The sequence below is a fragment of the Horticoccus luteus genome, from assembly GCF_019464535.1.
In the GTDB taxonomy this organism is placed as follows: Bacteria; Verrucomicrobiota; Verrucomicrobiia; order Opitutales; family Opitutaceae; genus Horticoccus; species Horticoccus luteus.
In genome coordinates this window covers 3354410-3369359 of record NZ_CP080507.1, presented here as the reverse complement: position 1 = coordinate 3369359, position 14950 = coordinate 3354410, and the positions used below count along the sequence as shown (strand labels likewise).

The 14950-nt window shown below is 69.4% G+C and carries 1 protein-coding gene (only partly in view); it reads left to right on the top strand.

Features of this window, described 5'->3' with window-relative positions; translation table 11 throughout:
• Positions 1-14950 carry the 3' portion of a hypothetical protein gene (locus tag K0B96_RS13835; RefSeq protein WP_220161473.1) on the top strand. 42101 nt of this gene lie to the left of the window's left edge, so the window shows 14950 of its 57051 coding nt (coding positions 42102-57051); its start codon lies beyond the left edge, outside the window; it ends in the stop codon at positions 14948-14950.

Genomic DNA, 14950 nt, shown 5'->3' with positions numbered 1-14950 from the left:
CACCGCCGTCAGTGCGAACGGAAGCGGCAACGTCTACTTCTCCGCCGCGAACCTCACCGCGAACGCCGACATCCTCAGCGGCAGCGGCGACATCACGCTCCTCGGCGCGACGAACCTCACCTTCAACCCGACGGCCGACATCAAGACGAGCGGCGGCGACGTGAACCTGGTGGCCGGGGTGGGGGCGATCCTCTTCGCCGACAACGCGCAAGTCGCGACCTCGGGCGGCAACGTCCGCCTCCTCGCCGCGACCGACATCACGCTCGGCGGCATCCAAGCCGGCACGGGTTCAGTCACGTTCACCGCCACCGCGGGCTCGATCCTCGACGGCGGCGACACGTATCAAGACATCAGCGCCAGCGCCGCCCGCCTGGTCGCCGGCACCGGCATCGGCACCGCGACGAACCCGCTCGAAGTCGGCCTCGACACCCTGGCCGCCAGCGCCGGCAGCGCAGGCATCAGCCTCCTCGAAGACAACGCCCTCACGATCACCAACGTATCGGTCACCGTGCGCGCCGTCGCCGCCGACTTCACGTCCACCGCGCTCGCCGCCGAAACCCTCTCCGACCTCACGACGACCGCGAACGGCTCCATCGCCCTGACAATCATCGCGGGCGACCTCACGCTGAACGACGGCTTCGTGAACAACACCGCGGTCAGCGCGAACGGCAGCGGTAACGTTTACTTCTCCGCCGCGAACGTCACCGCCAACGCGGACATCCTCAGCGGCAGCGGCGACATCACGCTCCTCGGTGCCACGAACCTCACCTTCAACGCGACCGCCGACGTCAAGACGACCGGCGGCGACGTGAACCTCGTGGCCAGCGCGGGTGCCATCCTCTTCGCCGACAACGCGCAAATCGCCACGTCGGACGGCAACGTCCGCCTCCTTGCCGCGACCGACATCACGCTCGGCGGCATCCAAGCCGGCACCGGCTCGGTCACGCTCACGGCGACCGCCGGCTCGATCCTCGACGGCGGCGACACCTATCAAGACATCAGCGCCAGCGCCGCGCGCCTGGTCGCCGGCACGGGTATCGGCACGTCCACGAACCCCCTCGAAGTCGGCCTCGACACCCTGGCCGCCAGCGCCGGCTCCGCCGGCATCAGCCTCGTCGAAGACAACGCCCTCACGATCACGAACGTCAGCATCACCGTGCGCGCCGTCGCGGCCGACTTCACCTCCACCGCTCTGACCGCCGAAACCCTCTCCGACCTCACGACGACCGCGAACGGCTCCATCGCCCTGACGATCATCGCCGGCGACCTCACCCTGAACGACGGCTTCGCCAACAACACCGCGGTCAACGCGAACGGCAGCGGCAACGTTTACTTCTCCGCCGCGAACCTCACCGCGAACGCCGACATCCTCAGCGGCAGCGGCGACATCACACTCCTCGGCGCGACGAACCTCACCTTCAACGCGACCGCCGACGTCAAAACCACCGGCGGCGACGTGAACCTCGTGGCCACCGCGGGCGCGATCCTCTTCGCCGACAACGCGCAAATCGCGACCTCGGGCGGCAACGTCCGCCTCCTCGCCGCGACCGACATCACGCTCGGCGGCATCCAAGCCGGCACCGGCTCCGTGACGTTGACCGCCACCGCCGGCTCGATCCTCGACGGCGGGGACACGTATCAAGACATCAGTGCCAGCGCCGCGCGCCTCGTTGCTGGCACCGGCATCGGCACGTCCACGAACCCCCTCGAAGTCGGCCTCGACACCCTGGCCGCCAGCGCCGGCAGCGCCGGCATCAGCCTCGTCGAAGACAACGCGCTCACGATCACCAACGTCAGCATCACCGTGCGCGCCGTCGCGGCCGACTTCACCTCCACCGCACTCACCGCCGAAACCCTCTCCGACCTCACGACGACGGCGAACGGCTCCATCGCCCTGACGATCATCGCCGGCGACCTCACCCTGAACGACGGCTTCGTGAATAACACCGCGGTCAGCGCGAACGGCACCGGCAACATCTACTTCTCCGCCGCGAACCTCACCACCAACGCCGACATCCTCTCTGGCAGCGGCGACATCACGCTGCTCGGCGCGACGAACCTCACCTTCACCACGACCGCCGACGTCAAGACCACCGGCGGCGACGTGAACTTGGTCGCGGCCGCCGGCGCCATCCACTTCGCCGACAACGCGCAAATCGCGACCTCGGGCGGCAACGTCCGCCTCCTCGCCGCGACCGACATCACGCTCGGCGGCATCCAAGCCGGCACCGGCTCCGTCACCCTGACCGCCACCGCAGGCTCGATCCTCGACGGCGGCGACACGTATCAAGACATCAGCGCGTCCGCCGCGCGTCTGGTTGCCGGCACCGGCATCGGCACGTCCACGAACCCCCTCGAAGTCAGCCTCGACACCCTGGCCGCCAGCGCCGGCAGCGCGGGCATCAGCCTCCTCGAAGACAACGCGCTCACGATCACGAACGTGTCGGTCACGGTGCGCGCCGTCGCCGCCGACTTCACGTCCACCGCGCTCGCCGCCGAAACCCTCTCCGACCTCACGACGACCGCGAACGGCTCCATCGCCCTGACAATCATCGCGGGCGACCTCACGCTGAACGACGGCTTCGTGAACAACACCGCGGTCAGCGCGAACGGCACCGGCAACATCTACTTCTCCGCCGCGAACCTCACCGCCAACGCCGACATCCTCTCTGGCAGCGGCGACATCACGCTCCTCGGTGCCACGAACCTCACGTTCACCACGACCGCCGACGTCAAAACCACCGGCGGCGACGTGAACCTCGTGGCCGCCGCGGGTGCGATCCACTTCGCCGACAACGCGCAAGTCGCCACCTCGAACGGCAACGTCCGCCTGCTCGCCGCGACCGACATCACGCTCGGCGGCATCCAAGCCGGCACCGGCTCCGTGACGTTGACCGCCACCGCCGGCTCGATCCTCGACGGCGGGGACACCTATCAAGACATCAGCGCCAGCGCCGCTCGCCTGGTTGCCGGCACGGGCATCGGCACCGCGACCAACCCGCTCGAAGTCGGCCTCGACACGCTGGCCGCCAGCGCCGGTTCCGCCGGCATCAGCCTCGTCGAAGACAACGCCCTCACGATTACGAACGTAACGGTCACGGTGCGCGCCGTCGCGGCCGACTTCACGTCCACCGCGCTCGCCGCTGAAACCCTCTCTGATCTCACGACGACCGCGAACGGCTCCATCGCCCTCACGATCATCGCCGGCGACCTGACGCTGAACGACGGCTTCGTGAACAACACCGCCGTCAGCGCGAACGGCAGCGGCAACATCTACTTCTCCGCCGCGAACCTCACCGCGAACGCCGATATCCTCAGCGGCAGCGGCGACATCACGCTCCTCGGCGCGACGAACCTCACCTTCAACGCGACCGCCGACGTCAAAACCACCGGCGGCGACGTGAACCTCGTGGCCACCGCGGGTGCGATCCACTTCGCCGACAACGCGCAAATCGCCACGTCAGGCGGCAACGTCCGCCTCCTCGCCGCGACCGACATCACGCTCGGCGGCATCCAAGCCGGCACCGGCTCCGTCACGCTCACGGCCACCGCGGGCTCGATCCTCGACGGCGGCGACACCTATCAAGACATCAGCGCCAGCGCCGCGCGCCTGGTCGCCGGCACCGGCATCGGCACCGCGACGAACCCGCTCGAAGTCGGCCTCGACACCTTGGCCGCCTCCGCGGGCAGCGCAGGCATCAGCCTCCTCGAAGACAACGCCCTCACGATCACCAACGTCAGCATCACCGTGCGCGCCGTCGCGGCCGACTTCACCTCCACCGCACTCACCGCCGAAACCCTCTCCGACCTCACGACGACCGCGAACGGCTCCATCGCCCTGACGATCATCGCCGGCGACCTCACCCTGAACGACGGCTTCGTGAACAACACCGCGGTCAGCGCGAACGGCACCGGCAACGTCTACTTCTCCGCCGCGAACCTCACCGCGAACGCCGACATCCTCTCTGGCAACGGCGACATCACGCTCCTCGGCGCGACGAACCTCACCTTCAACGCGACCGCCGACGTCAAGACGACCGGTGGCGACGTGAACTTGGTCGCGGCCGCCGGCGCGATCCACTTCGCCGACAACGCGCAAGTCGCGACCTCCAACGGCAACGTCCGCTTGCTCGCCGCGACCGACATCACCTTGGGCGGCATCCAAGCCGGCACGGGTTCAGTCACGTTGACTGCGACCGCGGGCTCGATCCTCGACGGCGGCGACACGTATCAAGACATCAGTGCCAGCGCCGCGCGCCTGGTCGCCGGCACGGGCATCGGCACGTCCACGAACCCCCTCGAAGTCGGCCTCGACACGCTCGCCGCCAGCGCCGGCAGCGCCGGCATCAGCATCCTCGAAGACAACGCCCTCACGATCACCAACGTCAGCGTCACGGTGCGCGCCGTCGCGGCCGACTTCACGTCCGCCGCGCTCACCGCTGAAACCCTCTCTGATCTCACGACGACCGCCAACGGCTCCATCGCCCTCACGATCATCGCCGGCGACCTGACGCTGAACGACGGCTTCGTGAACAACACCGCGGTCAGCGCGAACGGCAGCGGCAACGTTTACTTCTCCGCCGCGAACCTCACCGCGAACGCCGACATCCTCAGCGGCAGCGGCGACATCACGCTCCTCGGTGCCACGAACCTCACCTTCACCGCGACCGCCGACATCAAAACCACTGGCGGCGACGTGAACCTCGTGGCCGGGGTGGGGGCGATCCTCTTCGCCGACAACGCGCAAATCGCCACGTCGGGCGGCAACGTCCGCCTCCTCGCCGCGACCGACATCACGCTCGGCGGCCTCCAAGCCGGCACGGGTTCCGTTACCCTGACTGCAACGGCCGGCTCGATCCTCGACGGCGGCGATACGTATCAAGACATCAGCGCCAGCGCCGCGCGCCTGGTCGCCGGCACCGGCATCGGCACCGCGACGAACCCGCTCGAAGTCGGCCTCGACACCCTGGCCGCCAGCGCCGGCAGCGCGGGCATCAGCCTCGTCGAAGACAACGCCCTCACGATCACGAACGTATCGGTCACGGTGCGCGCCGTCGCCGCCGACTTCACGTCCGCCGCACTCGCCGCCGAAACCCTCTCCGACCTCACGACGACCGCGAACGGCTCCATCGCCCTGACGATCATCGCCGGCGACCTCACGCTGAACGACGGCTTCGTGAACAACACCGCGGTTAGCGCGAACGGCTCCGGCAACGTTTACTTCTCCGCCGCGAACCTCACCGCCAACGCGGACATCCTCAGCGGCAGCGGCGACATTACGCTCCTCGGCGCGACGAACCTCACCTTCAACGCGACCGCCGACGTCAAGACGAGCGGCGGCGACGTGAACCTCGTGGCCAGCGCCGGCGCGATCCACTTCGCCGACAACGCGCAAGTCGCGACCTCCAACGGCAACGTCCGCCTGCTCGCCGCGACCGACATCACGCTCGGCGGCATCCAAGCCGGCACCGGCTCCGTCACCCTCACCGCGACCGCGGGCTCGATCCTCGACGGCGGCGACACCTATCAAGACATCAGTGCCAGCGCCGCGCGCCTGGTCGCTGGCACCGGCATCGGCACGTCCACGAACCCCCTCGAAGTCGGCCTCGACACGCTCGCCGCCAGCGCCGGCAGCGCCGGCATCAGCATCCTCGAAGACAACGCCCTCACGATCACCAACGTCAGCGTCACGGTGCGCGCCGTCGCGGCCGACTTCACGTCCGCCGCGCTCACCGCTGAAACCCTCTCTGATCTCACGACGACCGCCAACGGCTCCATCGCCCTCACGATCATCGCCGGCGACCTGACGCTGAACGACGGCTTCGTGAACAACACCGCGGTCAGCGCGAACGGCAGCGGCAACGTTTACTTCTCCGCCGCGAACCTCACCGCGAACGCCGACATCCTCAGCGGCAGCGGCGACATCACGCTCCTCGGTGCCACGAACCTCACCTTCACCGCGACCGCCGACATCAAAACCACTGGCGGCGACGTGAACCTCGTGGCCGGGGTGGGGGCGATCCTCTTCGCCGACAACGCGCAAATCGCCACGTCGGGCGGCAACGTCCGCCTCCTCGCCGCGACCGACATCACGCTCGGCGGCCTCCAAGCCGGCACGGGTTCCGTTACCCTGACTGCAACGGCCGGCTCGATCCTCGACGGCGGCGATACGTATCAAGACATCAGCGCCAGCGCCGCGCGCCTGGTCGCCGGCACCGGCATCGGCACCGCGACGAACCCGCTCGAAGTCGGCCTCGACACCCTGGCCGCCAGCGCCGGCAGCGCGGGCATCAGCCTCGTCGAAGACAACGCCCTCACGATCACGAACGTATCGGTCACGGTGCGCGCCGTCGCCGCCGACTTCACGTCCGCCGCACTCGCCGCCGAAACCCTCTCCGACCTCACGACGACGGCGAACGGCTCCATCGCCCTCACGATCATCGCCGGCGACCTGACGCTGAACGACGGCTTCGCCAACAACACGTCGGTCAGCGCGAACGGCACTGGCAACGTCTACTTCTCCGCCGCGAACCTCACCGCGAACGCCGATATCCTCAGCGGCAGCGGCGACATCACGCTGCTGGGCGCGACGAACCTCACCTTTAACACGACGGCCGACATCAAGACGAGCGGCGGCGACGTGAACCTCGTGGCCGGGGTGGGGGCCATCCACTTCGCCGACAACGCGCAAATCGCGACCTCGGGCGGCAACGTCCGCCTCCTCGCCGCGACCGACATCACCTTGGGCGGCCTCCAAGCCGGCACGGGTTCCGTTACCCTGACCGCGACCGCGGGCTCGATCCTCGACGGCGGCGACACGTATCAAGACATCAGTGCCAGCGCCGCGCGCCTGGTCGCCGGCACGGGCATCGGCACCGCGACGAACCCGCTCGAAGTCGGCCTCGACACCTTGGCCGCCTCCGCGGGCAGCGCAGGAATCAGCCTCCTCGAAGACAACGCCCTCACGATCACCAACGTATCGGTCACCGTGCGCGCCGTCGCGGCCGACTTCACGTCCACCGCACTCACCGCCGAAACCCTCTCCGACCTCACGACGACGGCGAACGGCTCCATCGCCCTGACGATCATCGCCGGCGACCTCACCCTGAACGACGGCTTCGTGAACAACACCGCGGTCAGCGCGAACGGCAGCGGCAACGTCTACTTCTCCGCCGCGAACGTCACCGCGAACGCGGACATCCTCAGCGGCAGCGGCGACATCACGCTCCTCGGCGCGACGAACCTCACCTTTAACACGACGGCCGACATCAAGACGAGCGGCGGCGACGTGAACCTCGTGGCCGGGGTGGGGGCCATCCACTTCGCCGACAACGCGCAAATCGCGACCTCGGGCGGCAACGTCCGCCTCCTCGCCGCGACCGACATCACCTTGGGCGGCCTCCAAGCCGGCACCGGTTCCGTCACGTTGACTGCGACCGCGGGCTCGATCCTCGACGGCGGCGACACGTATCAAGACATCAGCGCGTCCGCCGCGCGCCTGGTCGCCGGCACCGGCATCGGCACCGCGACGAACCCGCTCGAAGTCGGCCTCGACACCCTGGCCGCCAGCGCCGGTTCCGCGGGCATCAGCCTCCTCGAAGACAACGCCCTCACGATCACCAACGTCAGCGTCACCGTGCGCGCCGTCGCCGCCGACTTCACGTCCGCCGTGCTCACCGCCGAAACCCTCTCCGACCTCACGACGACCGCGAACGGCTCCATCGCCCTGACGATCATCGCCGGCGACCTCACCCTGAACGACGGCTTCGCCAACAACACCGCGGTCAACGCGAACGGCAGCGGCAACGTTTACTTCTCCGCCGCGAACCTCACCGCGAACGCCGACATCCTCAGCGGCAGCGGCGACATCACACTCCTCGGCGCGACGAACCTCACCTTCAACGCGACCGCCGACGTCAAAACCACCGGCGGCGACGTGAACCTCGTGGCCACCGCGGGCGCGATCCTCTTCGCCGACAACGCGCAAATCGCCACGTCGGGCGGCAACGTCCGCCTCCTCGCCGCGACCGACATCACGCTCGGCGGCATCCAAGCCGGCACCGGCTCCGTGACGTTGACCGCCACCGCCGGCTCGATCCTCGACGGCGGGGACACGTATCAAGACATCAGTGCCAGCGCCGCGCGCCTCGTTGCTGGCACCGGCATCGGCACGTCCACGAACCCCCTCGAAGTCGGCCTCGACACCCTGGCCGCCAGCGCCGGCAGCGCCGGCATCAGCCTCGTCGAAGACAACGCGCTCACGATCACCAACGTCAGCATCACCGTGCGCGCCGTCGCGGCCGACTTCACCTCCACCGCACTCACCGCCGAAACCCTCTCCGACCTCACGACGACGGCGAACGGCTCCATCGCCCTGACGATCATCGCCGGCGACCTCACCCTGAACGACGGCTTCGTGAATAACACCGCGGTCAGCGCGAACGGCACCGGCAACGTTTACTTCTCCGCCGCGAACGTCACCGCGAACGCCGACATCCTCTCTGGCAGCGGCGACATCACGCTCCTCGGTGCCACGAACCTCACGTTCACCACGACCGCCGACGTCAAGACCACCGGCGGCGACGTGAACTTGGTCGCCAGCGCCGGTGCGATCCACTTCGCCGACAACGCGCAAGTCGCGACCTCCAACGGCAACGTCCGCTTGCTCGCCGCGACCGACATCACCTTGGGCGGCATCCAAGCCGGCACGGGTTCCGTCACCTTGACCGCCACCGCGGGCTCGATCCTCGACGGCGGCGACACCTATCAAGACATCAGCGCGTCCGCCGCTCGCCTGGTTGCCGGCACGGGCATCGGCACCGCGACCAACCCGCTCGAAGTCGGCCTCGACACGCTCGCCGCCAGCGCAGGCAGCGCCGGCATCAGCCTCCTCGAAGACAACGCGCTCACGATCACGAACGTGTCGGTCACCGTGCGCGCCGTTGCGGCCGACTTCACGTCCACCGCACTCACCGCCGAAACCCTCTCCGACCTCACGACGACCGCGAACGGCTCCATCGCCCTCACGATCATCGCGGGCGACCTCACGCTGAACGACGGCTTCGCCAACAACACCGCGGTCAGCGCGAACGGCACCGGCAATGTTTACTTCTCCGCCGCGAACCTCACCGCGAACGCCGATATCCTCAGCGGCAGCGGCGACATCACACTCCTCGGCGCGACGAACCTCACCTTCAACGCGACCGCCGACGTCAAAACCACCGGCGGCGACGTGAACCTCGTGGCCGGGGTGGGGGCGATCCACTTCGCCGACAACGCGCAAATCGCCACGTCGGGCGGCAACGTCCGCCTCCTCGCCGCGACCGACATCACCTTGGGCGGCATCCAAGCCGGCACGGGTTCAGTCACGTTGACTGCGACCGCGGGCTCGATCCTCGACGGCGGCGACACGTATCAAGACATCAGCGCGTCCGCCGCCCGCCTGGTTGCCGGCACCGGCATCGGCACCGCGACGAACCCGCTCGAAGTCGGCCTCGACACGCTCGCCGCCAGCGCAGGCAGCGCCGGCATCAGCCTCCTCGAAGACAACGCCCTCACGATTACCAACGTCAGCATCACCGTGCGCGCCGTCGCGGCCGACTTCACCTCCACCGCACTCACCGCTGAAACCCTCTCCGACCTCACGACGACCGCGAACGGCTCGATCGCTCTCACGATTATCGCCGGCGACCTCACGCTGAACGACGGCTTCGCCAACAACACGGCGGTCAGCGCGAACGGCAGCGGCAACGTTTACTTCTCCGCCGCGAACGTCACCGCGAACGCGGACATCCTCAGCGGCAGCGGCGACATCACGCTCCTCGGCGCAACGAACCTCACCTTCAACGCGACCGCCGACATCAAGACGACCGGCGGCGACGTGAACCTCGTGGCCACCGCGGGTGCGATCCACTTCGCCGACAACGCGCAAATCGCCACGTCGGGCGGCAACGTCCGCCTCCTCGCCGCGACCGACATCACGCTCGGCGGCATCCAAGCCGGCACCGGCTCCGTCACCCTGACCGCCACCGCGGGCTCGATCCTCGACGGCGGCGACACGTATCAAGACATCAGCGCCAGCGCCGCCCGCCTGGTTGCCGGCACCGGCATCGGCACCGCGACGAACCCGCTCGAAGTCGGCCTCGACACGCTCGCCGCCAGCGCCGGCAGCGCCGGCATCAGCCTCGTCGAAGACAACGCCCTCACGATCACCAACGTGTCGGTCACGGTGCGCGCCGTCGCGGCCGACTTCACGTCCACCGCGCTCACCGCCGAAACCCTCTCCGACCTCACGACCACCGCGAACGGCTCGATCGCTCTCACGATTATCGCCGGCGACCTCACGCTGAACGACGGCTTCGCCAACAACACGGCGGTCAGCGCGAACGGCAGCGGCAACGTTTACTTCTCCGCCGCGAACGTCACCGCGAACGCGGACATCCTCAGCGGCAGCGGCGACATCACACTCCTCGGCGCGACGAACCTCACCTTCACCACGACCGCCGACATCAAAACCACTGGCGGCGACGTGAACCTCGTGGCCAGCGCGGGTGCCATCCTCTTCGCCGACAACGCGCAAATCGCCACGTCGGGCGGCAACGTCCGCCTCCTTGCCGCGACCGACATCACGCTCGGCGGCATCCAAGCCGGCACGGGTTCAGTCACGCTCACGGCGACCGCCGGCTCGATCCTCGACGGCGGCGACACCTATCAAGACATCAGCGCCAGCGCCGCGCGCCTGGTCGCCGGCACGGGTATCGGCACGTCCACGAACCCCCTCGAAGTCGGCCTCGACACCCTGGCCGCCAGCGCCGGCTCCGCCGGCATCAGCCTCGTCGAAGACAACGCCCTCACGATCACGAACGTCAGCATCACCGTGCGCGCCGTCGCCGCCGACTTCACGTCCACCGCACTCACCGCCGAAACCCTCTCCGACCTCACGACCACCGCGAACGGCTCGATCGCGCTGCGCACCCTCAACGGCACGCTGACCCTGAACGACGGGGGCAACGCCAATCACACCGCGGTCAGCGCGGCCGGCACCGGCCGGATCCTCCTCTCGGCCGGCGGCGCGACGAGCGACCTCCTGCTCAACGCCGACGTCATCTCCGCGACGGGCGCGATCACGCTCCTCGCCGGCCATGACCTCACCACCGCCGCGACCGTGGCCGTGCAAACGGCCGGCGACCTCGACCTCGAAGCGACGACCGGAGCCCTGACCCTCGCGGCCACCTCGACCCTCACGACGACCGCGGGCTCCCTCCGCCTCCTCGCCGGCGCCGACGTGCGCCTCGCGCAAGTCCGGGCGACGACCGGCCGCATCCTGATCCGCTCCGGCGCCTCGATCCTGGACAACACCGCCGGCACCGCCGCCGCGAACCTCACCGCCACCGCGGTCCGCCTGGAAGCCGGCACCGGCGCCGGCACCGCCGCGACCCCGCTCACCCTGGCGACGGCGCTCCTCGCCGGCACCGCCGGCAGCGGCGGCCTGAACATCCTCAACGCGACCGCGCTGACGATCGACACGGTGACCTTCGCCCTCGCCAAGGTGAACGCCAACTTCACGACGACGACCGTCACCGAACCCTCCCTCGCCGACCTCACCACGACCGCGAACGGGGCCATCACGCTGCGCACAACCAACGGCACCCTCACGCTCAACGACGGCGCCGACGCCGACGGCCTCGCCCTCTCCGCCGCCGGCACCGGTGCGATCACGCTCCTGCCCGGTGGCGCCGCCTCGAATCTCCAAGTCAACGCCGGCGTCCGCTCCGGCACCGGCCCGATCCTCCTGGACGCGCCCGCCGCGATCACGCTCTCCTCCGCCGCGACGATCGCGACGACCGGCGGCACCCTCACGCTGCACACCGCCACCGGCGCCATCACGATGGACTCCGGTTCGCGCCTCGCCTCCGCCGGCGGCCTGCTCACCGTCACCGCCGCGCAACGCCTTGCGGTCTCGATCATCGACGCCGGCACCGGCGCCATGGTGCTCACGACCGGCGCGGACCTGACCGACAACCTGGCCACCGAAGCCCCGAACCTCCTCGGCGCCGCCGCCACGCTCCGCAGCGTGGGTTCCCTCGGCACCGCCGCCAACGACCTCAACACGACCCTTGGCACCCTCGACGCCGCGATCTCCGGCCCCGGCACCCTGGTCCTCGCCGACACCGGCAACCTGACCGTCACCGCGACCACGACCGACGGCGCGATCACGCTGACGACCGCCGGCACCCTGACCGCCACCGCCCTCACGGCGGGCGGCACCGCGGACATCACCCTCACCGCCGGCGCCGACCTCCTCGTGGGCACCGTCCTCGCCGAGAACGACACGATCACCGCCACCGCCGCCGGCCGCCTCGAACGCGCCTCGACCGGCACCCAGTTCACCGCCGCCCTCTTGACGCTCCAAGCCGGCACCGGCATCGGCACCCTCGACCCCGTCGTCGTCGCCGTCCCCACGCTCTCCGCCACCTCGACGACCGGCGACATCCGCCTGCGCAACCTCCTCACGACCGACGTCACCGTCACCCACCTCGCCACCGGCACCGGTGCCATCGCCTACAGCCAGGCCGGCGGCACGCTCCTCGTCACCGACGCCACCACCCAAGACGGCGACATCGCGCTCAGCCTCGACCAAGGCAACCTCCATGTAGTCAACGTCGACGCCGGCGGCACCGGCGACATCAGCCTGACCGTCATCGGCACCGGCAAAGTCAAATACGACACCGCCCACGCCGGCGGCGGCGACCTGAACATCTCCACCTCCGGCGCGGTCACCCTCGACGAAGACCTCGTCACCCACGGCGAAAACCTCCACTTCACCGGCAACGTGGTCCTGCCCCGCGACACCCTGATCACGACCTCCGGCGGCGACGTGACCTTCGACCAGACCATCGACGGCGCCTACGCCCTGACGATCGACGCCGGCTCCGGCGACGTCTCCTTCGCCCAGGCCCTCGGCGCGCAAACCCCCCTCACGCAACTGACGATCACCACGACCGGCGCGCTCACCTTCGCCGCCACCGTGACCGTGCAAGGCGACCTCGTCCTCGGCTCCGGCTCGCTCACCCTCACCGGCGGCCCGGGCTCGATCCACACCTTGAACCACGGCCAGTTCATCGCCGCACCCGCGACCAACGTCGCCACGATCGGCCTGGGCAACGTGCCCACCCCCTCCGCCTACGCCTACCTCCTCTCCCAGACGAGCCTCGAAGCCTTGGCGCCCGGCTTCAGCCAGGTCGTCCTCGGCCGCGCCGATTCCTCCGCCCGCATCGACCTCGGCACCGTGACCCTGGTCAACCCGACCCTCATCCGCTCCCCGCAGGCCACCGGCACGATCGTCCTCCTCGCGAACCAGACCCTCACCGTCACCGGCGCCAACCCCCTGACCCTGCAGGCGGGCCCCGGCACCGGCGCCTTCACGCAGGAAACCGGCGCCAAGCTCCTCGCCGGCACGGGCCTCGTCACGATCACCGCCGACCTCCTGAACCTGCAAGGCGCGGCCGGCTCGATCACCGGCACCGGCCGCCTGATCCTGCAACCGGCCTCCCTCACGCAACCGATCACCGTCGGCCAGGCCGGCGGCTTCGACCTCCTCGCTCCGGAAATCGCCGTGCCCGCGGCCTTCACCGAAGTGCAGATCGGCCGCACCGACGGCGCCCATGCGATCGACGTCTATCAAAGCACCTTCGGCACCGCGGTCCTGTTCTCCGCGCCCGCCGCGGCCGGCACCCTGACCGTGCACGGCGCGGTCCGCACGAGCGGCGCCCAAGGCAACCTCACGGCCCGCACCGGCGGCGACCTCACCATCGACGCGAACCTCACGATCGGCATTAGCGGCACGCTGACCCTCACCGCCGACACCGACGGGGACAACCACGGGGCCGTCCGCATCGCCCAAAACGCCGTCAGCGTCCTGCAAGTCGCCCAAGGCGGCATCGTCCTCCAAGGCGAAGCGATCCAGATCGGCACCGCGACCAACCGCGCCGAACTGCTCGCCCTCCAAGGCGCGATCACCCTCACCGTCGACCTGAACGCCAACGGCCAGGGCACGCTGACCCTCGCCAACGATAACACCCAGTTGAAAGCGGGCACGGACCTCTTGATTACGACCGGCGGCACCACGCCCGTCACCGGCACGCTGACCCTCCGCGGCCAGTTGCAGGCCCTGGGCAGGATCACCGTCCGCAGCGCCGCCGACGTGGTCGCGCAAAACCTCCTCCTGACCGCCCTGGGCGCCATCAGCCTTACCTCCGCCGGCAACGTGACCCTGCAAAGCACGATCCTGCAAACGCCCGCCGGCGCGCTCACCCTGAGCGCGGACTCCGACCACAACGGCACGGGCGACCTCACCCTGGGGGCCGCCGCGCCGGTGCTCGTCACCGCGCAACTCGACCTCGTCCTCGGCGGCGAAAACGTCACCATCGGCGGCCTGGGCGCCAACTTCGGCCGCGTGAACTCCCTCGCCGGCGCCGTGAGCATCTTCGCCAACTACAACCGCGACACCACGGGCCGCTTCATGCTGATCCAGGCCCTCTCCGAAGTGAACGCCGCCACCACCCTGCAGGTCGGCGACCTGCTCTTCGGCGCCGGCACGCCCGTGGAAATCATCCTCAACGAAGGCGCCCTGCGCTCCAAAGGCACGCTCTTGGTGCAGACGACCGGCAACCTCGCGATCGGCATCGGCACCATCGCCGGCCAGGCCAACGTCGAGTTCTCGGCCTACGGCGACATCACCGTCACCCAGGGCTCCCTCCTGTCCTCCGGCAACCGCCTGGCCCTCATGGCCGACTTCGAACGCGACAACCACGGCACCCTCACCATCGCCGCCAACGTCTCCCTCTCCGTCCCCAACGGCAACCTCCTCCTCTTCGGCTACGACGTCCTCCTCGACCCCTCCGCCAAAACCTCCGCCGCCACCATAACGATCACGAAGTGGAAGCCCTGA